Below are 17,274 nucleotides of genomic sequence, written 5' to 3'. Positions count from 1 at the left end.
AATAAAGCTTAATATAAAAACATATTGATACTAGGGGCTGTTGATCTTTCGAACTTAGTTTTTGCTCGACTCTTTCCCGTAAAGAATAATGATTTTCGGTCAAGGCTTGAGCGATGATTTAGCCATCTAAGCGAAAAACTCTTAACGCATTCTAGTCATAAAAGACTAAAAGTATTGAAACGAACTCTAAGGAAAGTAGAAGCACATATCCATCAGCGCCAGAGGTTAACCTCAAACGTAAGCCGAATATATCCAAGCAATTAACTCCCTTCAGAATAGATATTGAATGTTGTTAATGCTAGAGCGATTAACAACCTTTACCTCTGCACATAAATCCAGCGACGTAATCCTTTCGTCTACCTCATCATCAACGTCCTATTCACTGCTTATGTAATAACAATCAACATTATGAATAATTTAGTAACTAATTGATCGTTATTAGCGCTTATATTGAATAACAAATCACTCTACACTGTTAGCCTTTAGCGAAATACACTAGAATGCGCTTCATTGACATAAGGGATCCCAATGAAACTCAAATTATTAGCAGGACTTTTTCTTTTCGGTTGTAGCTCAGTGCAAGCAGCATGGTGGGTTGAACCGACAGATTTGGCACTTAGAGCCGACATTCAACTACTTTCTGATACCGGGGTTATTGTCCAACCCATTACCACCTACCCATTGATGTGGGATGGTCTAAAACAAGATTTAGATAAAGCCGAACCAACTCAACTTTCAGATCATCAGCGCAGTGCTTTTGACAGAGTTAATCGTGCCTACGATAAAGATCATCGTGCATTTAGCACCAAAGTTGAACTTGCAGGCGCTACTGACACCACCAGATTTATTGGCTTTGGCCAAGATTATCGCGATAAAGGCGAAGGAACCGTTAGCGCCGAAGTCACCCAGGACTGGTTCAGTGGCCGACTTTCAGCCAGCTATCATGCCGATCCTATTGATGGCAACAGTACCCGTTTAGATGACAGTTTTGCCGCTGTTATGTTGGGTAACTGGATAGTCAGTGCTGGTGCACAGCAAAAATACTGGGGGCCTGGCTGGGACAGTGGTTTAATTCAGACCACTAACGCCAGACCTATGCCTGGAGTCACTTTGAGCCGTAATAACAGCCAAGCATTTGAAACGCCATGGCTCAGCTGGGTTGGCCCTTGGACCTTTACCACCGCATTTAGTCAGATGGAAAGCGACCGTTACGTACCAGAAACTAAACACTGGGGTGCACGCGGTACCCTCAGACCTATCTCAAAACTCGAGGTCGGTTTTTCTTGGACAATGCAATGGGGCGGCGAAGGTTATGGTAATGGCCTAGGCGATTGGTGGGATGGCCTGTTTAATGGCGGCGGAACCGAAAGTGAGCTTGAGAACGGCCAAGAAAACATGTTAGCAGGATATGATTTCCGTTGGTCAGATACCGCCTTTGGTATTCCTTATGGGATCTATTACGAGCGCACCCATGAAGATTTCCATACAGAGAAGAATCGATTAATCAACGCGGCCAATATGGGCGGCATTGATTTTGTATTAACTGACTTAAACACTCGCGTATTCTTAGAGTACTCTGATACTAAAGTGTCTTGCGGTATTGACCCGCAAAAGTATAACTGTCTGTACGAGCATGGATTCTACCAAAGTGGCTATCGTTACTATGGCCGTAGCCTAGGTAGCACTTATGATAATGACTCTGAAACATTCGTTATCGGCGGTATTACCCAGTTAGGTGGCGGGCAAAATATTACCAATAAACTGCGTTGGTTACGCCTTAATACCGATGGCATTGATAATGGACGACCAGAAGGTGGCAATCCAGTGTCAACCGGTGAATATGAGCGTGTTTACCAATATGACACCAGCTACCATAGACCTTTCTATGAAGGCACTCTAAAAGTGGGTGGAACCTTGAGTTACAGTCAATATGTTACCTCTGGCGGCAATGACTGGGATACGACACTCTATGCAGGTTGGGAGCGAAGCTTCTAAGCGCTAACCCTCTTTAGCTTAACCGATACTGATGTCGATGCCTTAAGCTAATATCTGAACAAGGAGTACACCGTTAAGGTTTACTCCTTTTTTATTGCTTAACTTACTCTACAGCACAACCCAACAAGCTTTCACCACACTAGTGGCAATAGCGCGATAATACCTATTTGCCACTCAATGCCTGTATGGCTAACATCACTTGTAACTGCTGCTGCCATGAAGCGCGAATTAAACTGTCATGATCCATTGATATTTCAGCGAGTATTTTATCAGAACATAAGCCACTATTCGTCGGCCTGGCAGCCAATGGATTAGGGTGCAGCTTTTGCCAACACTCCGTTGATATAGGGGTAACAGTGCAATGCAATTTGCTGCCAGCCTTACCCATTAAGTCCTGAATATGTCTGGAAAAATCAAACCACGAGCAATGTCCATGACCTGCGTAATGATAGACATTGTCGCCACAAGATAAAGCATCACCGCTTAAGCAGTGTTTGTTATCTTGCTTGCGTTCGTTCACGGCCATTTTAACTAATTTAAAAATGACTACCGCTAACGGTTCACACCAGGTTGGACTGCCCCTTTGCGTATCAATCACACTAATTTTATCTGTGCTGCGAAACAGCTGTTGCATCGTTTTGACAAAATTTTGTTGCCATGCGCTGTAAAGCCAAGCCGTTCGAACGATATAGGCCTGATTGCCTAATATTTGCAGCACAGCTTGCTCTCCTGCAAGCTTACTTTTACCATACACAGAAATAGGCGATGGACGATCCTGTTCATCATAAGCCGAGCCTTTATCTCCTGAAAAAACAAAATCGGTTGATATATGGATCAAGGTAACCTCGTCTCGCTTACATTGCTCAGCAAGTAACTTAGGCCCCTGTGCATTAATCTGGTAGGCATTATCAACATCTACCTCCGCTTTATCGACAGCATTATATGCAGCGCAGTTAATCAGCACATCTGGCTTTATGTGTTTAAAAGCAGCATCAATTGAAACGGGATCGCAAATGTCTAACTCTTGATGCGCGAGCAGGTATATTTCATCTAGTTCACTTAAACAGCTCGCCGCTTCAGGTAAAAAACGAAGTAATTCACGCTCCGCGCCAATGTTAATAGATCCTGTGCTTTGATCATAAAACGGATTCACTTTAACCTGCGCACCACTGAGATCCGCGATTAATGCTAATGCATGTGCTAATTGCCCTCTGCCGCCTGTAACCAATATTTTCATAGCACAATGTTCATCGTATAACGTTCATAAAATCTATTTTCATGTATACCTCGATGACCGACATCATGCCCTGTGTGTAGCGCAGATTGACCATATCAACTTGAGTTTCAATGAGAGAATACATGACAACAAAATGCATTGTTAAAAAAGCTTACTCAATTAAATCAGAGTACTCATCAAGGGATACATGGCCCCTCGCCGATAGAAAGCACAACAAGGCTTCAGGGCTACGGTTAAGTAACCGTTCAATTGGAAACTCCACCGCCTCTATTATCTCAATGGCTTTTTCAAAGTTGCCTAAGCTAAAAGCGACGTGAGAATCAGAGCCCATAACAAGAAGTCCACCAGCCTCTTTGACAGCATTGGCAATGGCGGTACAGTTTGCTTCACTGCCTTTTCTTGAGGTCAAAAAAGAGGAGTTATTAATCTCTAGTGCAACATTATGTTTGGCAGCGGCTGCAGCTACCTTGTTAATATCGATTGGATATACCGTGTTACCGGGGTGAGTAATAATGTCGACATTACCGCTTTCAATACAGTTGATGAGTGCGCGAGTGTGAACCTCTTTAGTCGATGGTGGAAACACTGGTTCATGAAATCCCGCCAATACAATATCGAGCGTTTGTAAGTAATCGCCAAAAAAGTCGATATCGCCTGCATCATTTTTTATATTCGCTTCAATACCACGTAACACACCGACACCATCAATGATGCGGGGTAATACTCGCATATTAACAAAATGCCAAAAATGAGGAGCATCTGCCATATCAGGCCCATGATCGGTGATGGCAAATAACTTGATGCCTTTCTCTTTCGCAACACGAATATAATCATGCACAGTACTATAAGCGTGAGTTGACGCTATGGTATGAGCGTGGGTATCGACTAGGAATTTCATGATTAATCTCGTTCTAAAAAACAAAAAGAGTAGACTCAAAGTCTACTCTTTTTGCAGTATTTTCTCTATGTTCTATCGATATAAAAAGTCACTAGCCCTCTTGAGTTAAGCTACCCTCAACCTCTTCCCAACTCTGTCTTTTTCTATAGATTGTCGAAGCGCTAATATCCAGCAGTGCAGCCGCTTTAGGCACATTGCCGCCACAAAATGCAATCGCATCTTCAATGGTCTGCTTCTCGGTGATCCATAGCGGGACAATATCAACTGGCACTGCAGGTGTTGCTACTTGCTCAGAGAAATCCCCCTCAACCTCTGCAGCCCCTTTAACCACCGAAGAGGCATCAGCATTAACATCAGCAAAGGTCGTCGAAGCGCTCTGAACTTTAGGCGCGATATGTTTCACATTAATATCCGCGGTGACCTGCACCGGTAACATATCAAACTCAACCATTTCAGCATCATTAAGCACCACCACTTGTCTAATGACATTCTGCAATTGCCTAACATTGCCCGGCCATTGATAATTTTTAAGGCATTGCTTAGTCTCGGCGCTAAAGCCTTTAAACTGCTTGCCCTCTTCCTTGTTGTACTCTTTGAGCAGCTTATTCGCTAGCAGCGAAATATCATTACCGCGCATTCTTAATGGTGGCAGTTCAATTGGGATCACATGTAATCGATAAAACAGGTCTTCTCTAAAACGACCCGATTTGACTTCATCCCAAGGAGTACGGTTAGTCGCACTCACAAAACGGACGTCAACTTTTTCCTCTTTAGTGCCGCCAACGCGCTGAAAAACACCAGTCTGGATGAAGCGTAATAACTTACTTTGCAGATCCAAATCCATTTCGCAGATTTCATCAAGAAACAGTGTCCCCTTGTGGGCGCGAGTTGCCGCACCATCACGGTGTGCTATAGCCCCCGTAAACGCCCCTTTTGTGTGACCAAAAATTTCACTCTCGATCAGGTCTTTCGGAATTGAGGCACAGTTTAATGCGACAAAGGCTTCATCTCGGCGACTACCAGCATGATGAATAGCATCGGCGCAGACTTCCTTACCAGTACCACTTTCGCCCACGATAAAGACAGACGCTTTACTATTGGCAACGCAGTCAATTGTTTTATAAACGGTTTGCATCGCCAACGACTCACCAATAAACCCCAAATAATGAGGTTTGGGTAAACTGCTTTCATATTTAGCCACCAAGTTAACCAGATGTCGTTGCTTAAGGGCATTTCGAACGGTAATCGATAAACGCTTGGCATCGAATGGTTTAACCAGGAAGTCAAAGGCGCCAGCTCGCATAGCATCAACCGCGAGACCAATTGTGCCATGAGCGGTGATCATAATAACGGTAATATCAGGATACTGTTTTTGAACAATATCAAGAATATCCATACCAGACATATCGGGAAGTTTAATGTCTAACACTAACAGGTCCGGTTGCCACTGCTTTAACTCATTTAGCGCATCCTCACCATGATTAACATGAGTAACCTTCGCACCGTCCGCACGTAAGTACTCCGTGTATAGCGCTCCGAGCGACATGCTATCTTCTACGAGTAATGCACTGAACGAGCTCGTTATATCCATATAAACAATCAACCTTTAATAAATTATCAAACCTTAATATGTTGTCATCATCGTATCAATTACGCTAAGAGAGACAAAGGTTAGTGAGTAAAGTCTAGCAGTTATCAGTCAGTTTTCTTACATACTCGCAGATGACGTTACGTTAAACGGGCATTAAACACCTGTAGGGTTTTCTCACCAATATCAATAACATCACTAAGTAACTGGACTACTTGATTAATATCACCTTCTTTGGCACTTAATTCAAGCCCTTTAGCTGCCACGCTTAACGCTTGAGCACCAAAACTGCCCGCACTACTTTTTAATGTGTGCGCCTGTATGTCAACTTCATCTAGATCACATTCACCTAGTGACTGATAGGCTTTTAACAGTGATTTTAATATACCGAGTCGCTCCTCGGCCTCGTTAATAAATACGCTGAACATTCTTGTCATCGCCTCTTCACCGAGCATACTGGTTAACTCTTTAAGCGTGGCTTCATCGAGTAATTGACTATTTATCTCTTCAACAACGTCACTTGCTGAACCCTGATCTCGTCCGTGTTTTTCAGTCAAACTTTGTCCCTCAGTTTGATAACCATCTTTATTCGGCTCTTGACTGATTGTAGACGCAGAACTCGATATTGATGGAGTCCTCTTTGATACGCACTCGATTGGATCTTTATCTGCTTGAGGAGAAGCCGTATACAGAGGGGACTCAGCTCTAACAGGATCATCCCATTCAGCCGCTAAAGATTGACCATAACCGTTCACTTGATGATTAGCTTGGTAAGACACCCGAGTCATCGATGGATCCTTTGTCACCCACCGATTAACCGCTTTAATTAATTGTGCGCGATTGACTGGTTTAGGGACAAAGTCCTTCATGCCCGCATTCATGCATAATTCTACATCCTCTTTTTGTACATTCGCCGTCATTGCGATGATGCGTTGCTGCGGCTTTTGCAGCAAAATATGTTCAGTGGCTTCAATACCATCCATTTCAGGCATTCTCATATCCATTAAAATCAACGCATATTCTTTATTCGCTGCCATAGCCACGGCTTCTTTACCATTATTAGCAATTTCAACTTTAAAGCCTGATTTATTTAATAGCGCGCTGGCCACAATTTGGTTTGCAGGGCTGTCTTCTGCTAACAAAATCGGTAATTGAGTTTGGCTTTCATTCATCAACATATCTTCAGCGCTGCTTAACTCAGTATTAAAGCTGTGATCACCACTGAGCATGCCAAGCATCATGTCTCTGCTTAGTGGTTTATTAACCACTTGCTCAAGGCCCACCTCTGCCAATAATTTTGACGCTTCAGGCACAACCACCGTCATGAGTGCCGCCATTAGCGCCTCATCATAAAGAAATGATTGTTTAATCTCTTTAGCCTGCTCCACTTTGAGATCGACTAAGCAGCGTTCATCAATCAACACTAAATTAAAACGACCTTGCACCTTTAATACATTGAAGATGTTGTCGATGCTATCGACACAAATAGCGGTTACCCCATATTGCCTATATTGTTTGGTAAACAATTCACAATAGGTCGTATTGGGATGTACCAGCAACACACGAGCATGAGCGGGTATATGAGGCGTTAACAGCACTTCGGTGTTGTCCAACTCAAGTTTGACATCAAAACTAAAGCAACTGCCTCGTCCTTGTTGACTCCGTACTGCAATATTGCCTTCCATACGGTTGATAAGTTCTGCGCAAATGGCGAGGCCCAGCCCCGTGCCGCTATAGTTGGTATTGTAGCCATCATGAACCTGGCTGAACTCCTTAAATAACGTGCCTTGTGCTTCTTGGGGAATACCAATACCTTGGTCCGATACAGTACAGCATAACTGCACCTTGCTAGAGGTACCTTCAAGCAACCACATCTCGACAGCCACGCAACCACCGGATGAAAATTTAATCGCATTATCAACTAAGTTTTGTAGCACTTGGCGTAATCGCTGACCATCTCCAATCAGACTTTCGGGTATATTAGAATTGACAAAGCTGGCTAAGGTAACCCCTTTATCTTGTGCTTTAGGTGACAAAATCTGTAGCACTTGACTGACCAGTTTTGCTGCCGAAAAGGCACTTTTCTCTAACAACATCTGCCCAGCTTCAATTTTAGAAAAATCCAAAATATCGTTAATGGTACTTAACAGCGCCGTGCCCGCTTCTTTTGCCGTATTGGCATAGATACGTTGCTCTTTATTCAGCCGTGAATCCAGCATCAGCTCAACGCTTCCCAGCACAGCATTAAGAGGAGAGCGAATTTCGTGGCTCATGGTAGCCAAGAATCGGGATTTTGCTTTACTGCCCTGTTCAGCTTGGTCTTTTGCCAGCTTAAGCTGAGTTTCGTACTCCATACGTCTTGAAATATCACGAATAAACGCGGTCAACAGCATTTCGTCGCCTAACTGTACCGGGATCAAAGTCAGCTCAATTGCGATAGGCTTGCCACTAAAGTCCGTCGCGTGCATTTCGGTGGCATTTTTAATGGCCTTGCCGGCACCCGTGCGACGATACTCTTCTAACATGCCCCTAAACGCGATTTTCGCCTCACCTCTAAACAATAGAGTCTCCATCGATTCACCAATCAAATCAAGCTGATGGGCATGAAACATTAAACAAGCGGAGTCATTTACCTCTTGAATATTACCGGCAATATCGATGGTGACTAATGCATCTTTACTGCCTTCTAAGGTGGCTAACAAAATAGACTCTGTTCTTTGCGCCGCCACCAGCGCCCGTTTTACATCACTAAGATCTTTGACTAATCCTAAAAACAGTAGCTCGCCATCGAGCATCATTTTTGAGATTGATAGCTCAATGGGAAACAGCTTCCCCTCTTTGTGTTGCGCCAGTAACTCCCGACCTTTGCCGATGATTTTAGCGTCACCGCTCTCAAGATAGTTACGGATATAACCGTCATGCATGGGCCTTTCAGATAAAGGTAAAAGTAACGATACATTTTCGCCTAATAACTCACTGTCTTTATAACCAAAAAGGCGGCTAACAGCAGGGTTCACTTCGCTTATCTCACCACGCGTATTGATGATGATATAGCCATCTAATGCGGTGCCTAAAATGGTACTCAGGCGTGTGTTGGCATTCTCTAGCGCATGGGTTTTAATATCGATCTGTTCAACCATCTGATTGAAAGCATGGGCAGCTTGGCCTATTTCATCCTCTGATGTTACCGGTATTTTGACTTGTTTCTCCCCTGCAAACACACGTGTTGAGGCCAATTTCAATTGCTGTAGATTTCGGGTTAAATAGTGACCCAATAACCAAGAGAAAAGCGCAACAAGCAGCATTTCCAACGCGGCAATAAATAGAAATCGTTTGGTGGCATCAGCAATAAAAATATCAAGCTTTGATATTTCAACCCCAAGCTCGACTCTGCCATAAACAATGCCAGACTCGGCGACCATGGCCTCGATATCCAAAATGCCATCATCAACATAAGTCACGCTGCTATCACGCGCCGCTAAATGAGCACCATCAGTCACTCCTGCGGTCACTAACAGGTCATCTCTATTAAAGACATTCACATACAACACCTGATTAGTTGCAATAAGCTCATTGGCTAAATTACTCAGCGTTGATAAGTCGGTACTGAGCACGGCATCTTTTGCTGCGGCAGCAAACAATAATGCCGTTGATTGAGCACGTTTTTCTATTTCAGATTCATTAGAAGATTTTAAATAGTCGATACTGGTATACACCAGAAGCATTAACAGCAAGCCTTCAATAATCGCAATGCCAAGAATAGTTTTTAATCTAAAAGACATTAGTTACCCTCCTTTAGCGGAATGGATAACTCACCCAGTTTTAATGCTCTAACATCATCCCAATCACTATTTTGAGCCGCTTTAAATGCACTAAAACCAAGCGTGTCGAGCAGGGCCTGACCTTGCGGCGACGCCGACAAAGCCTCTAGCTCAGCCGTCAATATTTTACGTGTGCTTGCAGACACTCTCGGATGCACAGCAATGGCGTGAGGCGTGTACTTCGGGGTGGTCCAAAGAATGCGTAACTTAGATTTAATTTCAACGGGTAAATTATTGAATGTTCTACCAACGCCGCCACCCGCTTCAAATAATCCCTGTGATACGGCCAAATAGACAGAATCATGGGAGCCAACAAACTTAGCTGTAAAGTCGATATTTCGCTGCTTTAAGTTCGCCCTTGGGATCATACTGGCCGCAAATGCACCTGGCGCGGGAAACGCTATCGTCTTTCCTGCTAAGGCATCCAGAGTGTGATAAGGCCCATCCTTAGCCACCACAATAATACCTTTGAGCTTTTTATCTTTTTCTTTAACAAGAGCCTGATAACCCTGTGATTGATGAAACTGCGCATAATGGTAAGGATTCATATAAGCGATGTCATATTCCCCCCTTGCAAGCCTAGATTCAAAAGTAGGAATGTCGGGCGCAGTTGCAAAACGCAAATCAAGCTTTGCATTTTGCGACACTGCAGCCAACAGCGGCCCCCAAGCTTTAGCGAGTGTACTGGCCGCTTGCTGAGGCACAACGCCAAAGACTAATATGTCCGTTGAGCGACGGCTCTCAACCTCAGCAATACAGGTCTGTGCAAAGCATAGTAGCAAGCTAACCATCACTATTTTTGAGCCATGCATCAAAAGCCTTTGTTCTCTATAGAAGAGTGAAAACATGCCGTTCCATCCTTGAGCTAAATCTATTTTCATTTTACTAATACCAGCAATAAGTACGCCAAGATTAAGAATAAGCGAAATCAAACAGAGAATTTAAAATCTCTTTCTATGACAAAGACTTATTGTTTATTAATGCTTGACCTCAATATGGAACAGCCATTCGCAATTTGCAACAATCTCAATTGCAAAATAGCACTGAAGGCAGCCACCAAAACCTTTAAAAATGCAAATAATCTATATATACAAAGAGATAACCAAGCATCGTCGATGATGGCATAGCCTTTGCTTTCTCACTGCATAGCCCAGCAATTTTGCGAATTGAGTAATGACAGTGTTGACCGCTTCAGAAACAAAGCAACCGTTTAAAATCATGCTTGTCGAAGATTGTGATAGCGAACGCTGCTTGTTAAGCGCTTTAATCACCGCGATGGGACTCAATAGCGTTGATTTCTCCGATGCCGAATCTGCTATTGATTACCTGAGCGATCACGATATCGATCTCGTTATTACAGATTGGATGATGCCAAACATGAACGGCATCGAGTTTTGCAAAATACTCAAATGCTCAATCAATAACCCGTATACCATACTACTCACCGGGAACAGTGATAATAGCCATATTGTTGAGGGGATAAATTCCGGCGCAGATGATTATGTTGCTAAGCCCTTTAATAGTGCCGTGCTCAAAGCGAGGATCAATGCCGGACTGCGAATAATAGAGATGCAGCGCCAACTGGCACAAAAAAATAAGTCACTCAACCACTTGCTTGAAAAAGAGCAACAATACCTCCGTTTAGTCAAACAAGATCTTGCGTTGGCAGCCCAACTGCAGCAAGCGCTGCTGCCAGACAACGGTCAGCTCAATCAACAATGGCAGGTGACCTGTGAGTTTAAACCTGCACACGACTTGGCTGGAGATATTTTTCAATGCTTTAATATTGACGAGCAGCATATTGGCTTTTATCTACTTGATGTCAGTGGCCATGGTACAGCGGCTTCTATGCAAAGCTTCACCTTGGCACAGCATTTAACGAACAACCAAGATGCCTGGCGAGCATTAGATGTGTGCACTCTCATCAACACGCTTAACAATGAGTTTGATGACCCACAAAATAGCGGCTGCTTCGCGACGATGGTGATAGGCATCGCCAATACTGTCACTGGCGCAGTTGAATTAGTTAACGCGGGTCACCCAGCACCCATTGTGATTAACTCGCAGCAGGCTTACTTTGTCGATAAAACTCAGCTCAACGTTGCGACTCAACTGCCGGTAGGGATCCGCAAGAATGTCCAATATAACAGCAGTTATTTTTCATTAGCACAGCAAGAACATTTATTACTCTATTCCGATGGCATATATGAATGCCGTCATCCAAAACATGGTTTTTTGGGCCAGCCGCGTCTGCTAAAGATAATCAATGATGCCAGAACACTAACGCCAGATTCATTACTGCATCACCTAACCCATAGCTGTGATCTTTGGCAACAGAAACAAGCTCAGGATGATATTTCATTAATGCTGATCTCCACACAATCTGCGACCAATAACGCATTCACTTGCCTATCAAATTAACCAAGGAAAGAACATGAATAGCATCCAGATCAACCTCAATAAATCCGTACTCGCCAAACACTCTCTTTGCCTGGAAATAGAGCAGTTTATGTTGCAGAACCACATAAGCTCCTCGCAACGATTTAAGATTGTTACCTGTGTACTCGAAGCTGTCGCAAACGTAATGGATCACGCTAACAATGGATCCGCAGATATGACCCTCATTTTACACAATCGCGATAATAAAGTGATTGTCGACCTGCTGGACCACTCCACATTACATTGCAGTAAAGCACCACAGCAATGCCCTGATACTGATGCTCAGTCGGGTCGAGGTTTGTGGATTATGCATAGCTGGATGGATAACGTGAGGGTGCAAAAATCTGTCGCTGGGACTCATCTGCAATTGAGTTTATCAATCCAATAACGCTGGCATATTTGCAAGCTAACTTAGCTTTAAACTGAGCCTTAAACTCAAGCCCAATATTAGGGTTCTGGAAAACGACCTTGTGTTTTGGCTAACCAGTCAAGTCAGTGTCCCGCGCATAACACAACGTATTGTTTTTCGTTGTTAAATAGTCAACGACATTAAGCTGTTTCTTACATCACATTGAGTTATTCGCAGATTGCTCATTTTGCTTTGCATATTAAGACTCCCTTCCAAACATACCCCAGCCAAAACCACCAAAGCAGATTAACCCCCTTAATAACAAGCACTTAAAAGTTGGCACCAGAGTTGCAAATATCTATATTACCCAATAAAGATGAATGACAAAACAAACCGTTATTTTGTCTTCATTAGCAACGATTCATTAGCAACCAGCCCAAAGCATATTAAGGAGCTTCCTATGAAATTCTCTCCACTAGCACAGAATAATGCCTGCAAAATCACCTTACCTGTCGAAATGGTGATGACACAGACTCCGACTCTTCGTGCCGCCATTTTGCAGAAAATCAACAGCGGGATGATTCAATTAGTTATCGACTTACATCAAGTGCAATACATCGACTCAAGCGGCCTTTCAGTGTTGATTTCAGCGCTTAAAAAAGTCGAGGAGCAAGGTGGCGAAATTGTATTACTGTCACCCACTGCTGGTGTGCGGGCACTGATCGAGCTGACCCGTCTGCATCACGTTTTTTCTATCTATGAAGATGAAACAGCCGCTATTGACTATATATGCAATGAACTTGTTAGCTAACAAGCCAGGTATTAAGGAAGACGCTATGAACCCCAATCACTGCTTAAACTTATCCGCCACAGTCCAACACTCAGCATTGCCGCAGAATATACAGCTGAGTCCAGTGAGTAAGGTAAAACAATTGAGTGCTTTATCTGGGCTACTCATCATCGCCATAGCGACGGTATTATCGGGATGCGTTCTGCCCCATCACCCAGAAGAAGCAGACATCTGTGACAACATAGAAGATGACATGACCCAATGCCACTTCTACGATAACGACACCCCTTACATGCGCAGCAAAACCAGCGAACGAGCGCCTAAAAATACAAATCAAAGGACAAATGATCCAATGGGAACCACCTGGTTAATGCAAACGGGTCAAGCACAGCAAGCGCTACACTTGCCGCAAAATATTCGTTTATCGGTCGGTGATCGTTTAAACGTGAACGTCTTAAATGGACTCGAGTTCAGTGGTAAAATCGAAGTCAACAACGACGGTTATATCTATCTACCCTACCTGCACCCCATCCATGCTAAAGGGCTTGATGTTCAGCAATTATCAGCCGCCATTGCACAACATTTGGTTGAGCAAGACTTTATGCTCAAAGACAGCGTAAGGATCAGTATTACCCCATTAAAGTGGGCGCCAGTGCAGGTCACCGTTTCAGGTGGCGTATTTGAACCTGGACAGCACAAAATCAACAAGAAAACCGATACCGTCATTATCGATGATAGCGGCAGCCACAGTGGCGACCAAGCAGTAGAAAGAAGCATTGCTGCTGCGCTTCGAGCCTCTGGTGGAGTTCGCCCCGACGCGAATATAAGCGAAATTATTGTTATTCGTGATCAGCACAGTTTCAAGCTCGATCTTTCGGGGGTGATCCACGGTTACCCAGTACCATCAATGACCCTCATGTCAGGTGACCATATTCATGTACCACAGCACGATTATTTTGATGATGCACTGGCTAGACCCTCGCAAATAACAGCGCCTGGGATCCGGGTGTTTCTATCTAACCTCACGCAGCCAGCAAGCAGTAACTCGCAATCTGCAGTCGATACCGACGCCACTCGTTTTCCCTATGGTACGCGCCTGCTGAGTGGTGCAATAGCGGCAAACTGTGTCGGCGGCGCGCAGTCAACCAATGCCAGTCGACACTTACTGCTGATCACTAAAAATCCTTTAACATCTGAAATGGATGTGATTGAACGCTCTATGGATTCGTTAATTAGACACTCTTGGGAAACGGGCATGAATCCAATATTAATGCCCGGTGACGGCATTGCTTGTTATGACTCACGTGTGACCAATATGCGGGAAATCGCGCGGACTATGACCGAAATATTAGTCCCTGCAACGCTACTTGAATTACTTTAATCGTCCTTAACGGAAAGGAGGCTATGATGGAAAAAAAACAATCAATAAGACCTCTACTGTGGATGAAGCGTTTGTTCGTCAATGGTAGCATGATACCCATTAAGCAGCGAAAAAGTGCTTATCTGAAGCTGACCTTTACCCTTGTCGCTTGTATTTGGCTACTGGTGCTGCTGTTTATTCTCATGACCCCTAGCCGCTATGTAAGCCAATGGACTCTCATTTTACCCGGCGCAGGGGCAGGCGCCGTAGTGAGCTTAGACAGTGTTGGCCAAGCCAATAGTAGCGCGAGTTCACCCTATTTAAGCACTGCTATTGATCCTAGAATCAATTACCAGTCAATCGCCACCAGCAAAACCATACTCAATGCTGCAGCCAAAACCATGAACATAAAAAATAGCGCATTTACCAAGCCAAAGCTAAAATTGCCAAATCAAACTGGCTTGATGCAGTTCAGCATAAAATCAGCCACGGCTCAAGACGCACAACAACGAGCATGGGCGCACTATCACAGCTTACAAGCATTGTTGTCGCTGCTGCGTAACGATGAAGTACAGCAACGAGAAGATGCTATCCGCGTAGGTATGGCGAGTTTTGCCAATAAAGTCAGCTTTACTCAAAGCAAGTTACTTGAGTTTCAGTCGGATCATGGTCTGGTCTCGCTTGACCAATTTAAAGAGCTAGCACTGACAATGGAGCGCCTAAAGCATAGTAAAGTTACCTTGGTATCTGAGTATCAAGGCATTATCGCAAGCCAAAAAATGCTTGAAATACATCTGTCATTGTCACCAAAACAAGCTGCCGGTTTACTAACCCTTAAAAATGACCAGTTGTTTCAGCAATTACTGGTAAGCTATACCAATGTAACGGCAAAACTCACTGAATATTCAAGTCGATATGGTAAGCGCCACCCACAGGTGGTTACCCATAGAAATGAGCAAAAATCGATACTAGCGGCGATATCAAAGCGCTGTAAAGTACTGCTTGGTTATGCTGATAAACGCCTAATGTTGATGATATCAGTCGATGATCTTGATGGCCGAGCGCAATTAATGCAGCAGCTAATAACACTCGACACTCAGGCCAAAGGACTCAATCGTCGAATTGCCTCGCTGACGCAGCAGATCCATGACTGGGATCACCGTTTATACGACAGTAACGATGATGCTGCAAAGCTAGAAGATCTACAAAGAGAACACCAGGTGGCCACCGCCGTATTCACCTCAGCACTGGCTAAAATGGATGTTGGTAAAGCTGATATATATTCGTCATTTCCTTTGATACAGTTAATGTCGGCACCAACAATGCCAGAGGCATCAGATAAGTTAGCAATATTGTTGGCATTGGTTGGCGGATTTGCCGCATCGATATCATTAATAGCAGGGATGGGAATGTTATGGATCCGCAAGCCTATACTCCAGAAAATTCTGATGAACGACTAGTTTGGTACTCCATCACTGGAACCTACCTATTTTGGTTATTGGGTGCCATGTATGTAGTCGCGCCGGTGATTGGCTGGATTTTATTGCTAAGGTTTGCCAAAAGAATCCTTGTGAACCAGCAGCACTTTGTTGTTTCCAATACGCAAAAATTCTGGATCGTGGCCATGTCATTGATGTTACTCGCACTGGTCGTTGCGCATCTCACTGAAGGCTTGGGTGTTGCCAAATTAATTAAGTCGAGTATTGGTTGGGCCAAAGGTTGGGCGCTGTTAGCTATTTTCCCTTTAATTGGCTCACTTAATATTCGCCCACAAATCATCTATCGTGCCTGTTGCATCGTCTGTAAACACACCCTTATTCTACTGCCTATTTTTATGCTCGCCTGGCTACTAAAACTCCCCACTACGCTCTATACCTCACCGCTGAGTATTATTGGTGGACCTGGACCTGAAATTTTCAGCGTCAGTTTATATGAACTCGATCCAGCAAGTGGGATCCCCAGATGGCGCCTGTTCACTCCGTGGGCACCAGCATTAGGCATGATGGGAAATCTGTTTTTTATCTTTACCACCCAAGAGCAATCAAAGCGGTATCGGTTTTATGGTTTCGCTGGCAGCTTAAGCATGATTTTGTTGTCTCAATCTCGGCTTGCGCTGGTGACTTACCTGTTACTCATTGGCTTTTTCATGTTCATACGTTGGTACCGTTCGCCATGGCTGTACTTTGTTGCTAGCCCAGCCCTGCTATTTCTCGGATTCTCTGGCTATAGCGTGCTTGAAAAAGTACAACAAAGTGTCGACGCATTTAAGAACGCACGCGCAGGTTCAACCCGAGTTAGACAAGAGTTGGGCAACATTGCACTCGAACGTTGGGCTAACGAAGCCGTTATTTGGGGCCATGGCATTGTTGAAAAAGGTCCGCATTTAGTGGAATACATGGTCATTGGTTCTCACCATACTTGGTATGGGTTGTTGTTTGTTAAAGGGCTAGTGGGTGCTTTAGCGCTAGCCTCAGCGATGTTAGTCACTTTCATTAGCCTACTGCGTTTTATTTTTAGCAACGCGATTTCAGCAGTCGCCGTTGCCATTCTGTTGCAGATGTTCCTATACACTTTTGGTGAAAACTTAGAGATCCTCGCCTACCTATTCTGGCCAGGACTGATCATTATTGGCATAGCACTGAAACAAAATAAATCAACAAGCTAAAGTGACGACTCCACCTCGGCTTTACCCCGGCCCTTACCCGTCTCTATCCTGCTCTCATCCGGCTCTATCCGTTACCTTTCCGGCTCTATCCGTTACCTTTCCGGCTCTATCCGTTTCCTTTCCGGCTCTAAT

At 44.1% G+C, this 17,274-nt stretch carries 12 protein-coding genes; 7 read left to right on the top strand and 5 right to left on the bottom strand.

Annotation, left to right across the window (positions count from 1 at the left end; translation table 11 throughout):
* Positions 1 to 528: 528 nt before the first annotated feature.
* Positions 529 to 1,995: a capsule assembly Wzi family protein gene (locus tag CXF86_RS05580; protein ID WP_102038561.1), complete on the top strand. Its 1,467-nt coding sequence runs from the start codon at positions 529 to 531 to the stop codon at positions 1,993 to 1,995.
* A 163-nt stretch (positions 1,996 to 2,158) separates the two neighbouring features.
* On the opposite strand, the gene rfbD is transcribed toward CXF86_RS05580, so the two are convergent.
* The 5 genes from rfbD to CXF86_RS05555 all read right to left on the bottom strand — a co-directional run bounded on the left by rfbD (position 2,159) and on the right by CXF86_RS05555 (position 10,330).
* Positions 2,159 to 3,232 (bottom strand): dTDP-4-dehydrorhamnose reductase, encoded by a 1,074-nt coding sequence (gene rfbD / locus CXF86_RS05575; RefSeq protein ID WP_102038560.1) that lies wholly within the window; start codon positions 3,230 to 3,232, stop codon positions 2,159 to 2,161.
* Between the two features lie 151 nt (positions 3,233 to 3,383).
* On the bottom strand, positions 3,384 to 4,130 hold the full coding sequence (locus CXF86_RS05570; RefSeq protein ID WP_102038559.1) for a phosphatase: 747 nt from the start codon (positions 4,128 to 4,130) through the stop codon (positions 3,384 to 3,386).
* Between the two features lie 91 nt (positions 4,131 to 4,221).
* Complete coding sequence (locus tag CXF86_RS05565; RefSeq protein WP_102038558.1) at positions 4,222 to 5,721, bottom strand: sigma-54-dependent transcriptional regulator; 1,500 nt, start codon at positions 5,719 to 5,721, stop codon at positions 4,222 to 4,224.
* 137 nt (positions 5,722 to 5,858) lie between these two features.
* The gene (locus CXF86_RS05560) at positions 5,859 to 9,500 is read right to left on the bottom strand and encodes a PAS domain S-box protein (RefSeq protein ID WP_102038557.1); all 3,642 of its coding nucleotides are present in this window, start codon (positions 9,498 to 9,500) and stop codon (positions 5,859 to 5,861) included.
* The gene (locus CXF86_RS05555) at positions 9,500 to 10,330 is read right to left on the bottom strand and encodes a phosphate/phosphite/phosphonate ABC transporter substrate-binding protein (protein WP_374702326.1); all 831 of its coding nucleotides are present in this window, start codon (positions 10,328 to 10,330) and stop codon (positions 9,500 to 9,502) included. Before CXF86_RS05555 ends, CXF86_RS05560 begins: the two co-directional genes overlap by 1 nt.
* A gap of 382 nt (positions 10,331 to 10,712) precedes the next feature.
* Here CXF86_RS05555 and CXF86_RS05550 point away from each other — a divergent pair, with 382 nt between their 5' ends.
* The 6 genes from CXF86_RS05550 (at position 10,713) to CXF86_RS05525 (ending at position 17,142) form a co-directional block, all read left to right on the top strand.
* Positions 10,713 to 11,960: a SpoIIE family protein phosphatase gene (locus CXF86_RS05550; protein ID WP_102038556.1), complete on the top strand. Its 1,248-nt coding sequence runs from the start codon at positions 10,713 to 10,715 to the stop codon at positions 11,958 to 11,960.
* A 13-nt stretch (positions 11,961 to 11,973) separates the two neighbouring features.
* On the top strand, positions 11,974 to 12,366 hold the full coding sequence (locus tag CXF86_RS05545; protein ID WP_101089315.1) for an ATP-binding protein: 393 nt from the start codon (positions 11,974 to 11,976) through the stop codon (positions 12,364 to 12,366).
* A gap of 421 nt (positions 12,367 to 12,787) precedes the next feature.
* The gene (locus CXF86_RS05540) at positions 12,788 to 13,138 is read left to right on the top strand and encodes an STAS domain-containing protein (RefSeq protein ID WP_101089316.1); all 351 of its coding nucleotides are present in this window, start codon (positions 12,788 to 12,790) and stop codon (positions 13,136 to 13,138) included.
* A 25-nt stretch (positions 13,139 to 13,163) separates the two neighbouring features.
* Entirely contained in the window at positions 13,164 to 14,498 is a 1,335-nt protein-coding gene (locus CXF86_RS05535; RefSeq protein WP_102038555.1) for a polysaccharide biosynthesis/export family protein, read from the top strand.
* Between the two features lie 26 nt (positions 14,499 to 14,524).
* Positions 14,525 to 15,937 (top strand): GumC family protein, encoded by a 1,413-nt coding sequence (locus CXF86_RS05530; protein ID WP_180961021.1) that lies wholly within the window; start codon positions 14,525 to 14,527, stop codon positions 15,935 to 15,937.
* Complete coding sequence (locus CXF86_RS05525) at positions 15,892 to 17,142, top strand: O-antigen ligase family protein (RefSeq protein WP_102038553.1); 1,251 nt, start codon at positions 15,892 to 15,894, stop codon at positions 17,140 to 17,142. Before CXF86_RS05530 ends, CXF86_RS05525 begins: the two co-directional genes overlap by 46 nt.
* The last annotated feature ends 132 nt before the right edge of the window (positions 17,143 to 17,274 follow it).

Origin of the sequence: Shewanella sp. GutCb (assembly GCF_002836135.1) — a bacterium.
GTDB lineage: Bacteria > Pseudomonadota > Gammaproteobacteria > Enterobacterales > Shewanellaceae > Shewanella.
This window is presented reverse-complemented; position numbering and strand designations above follow the sequence as displayed.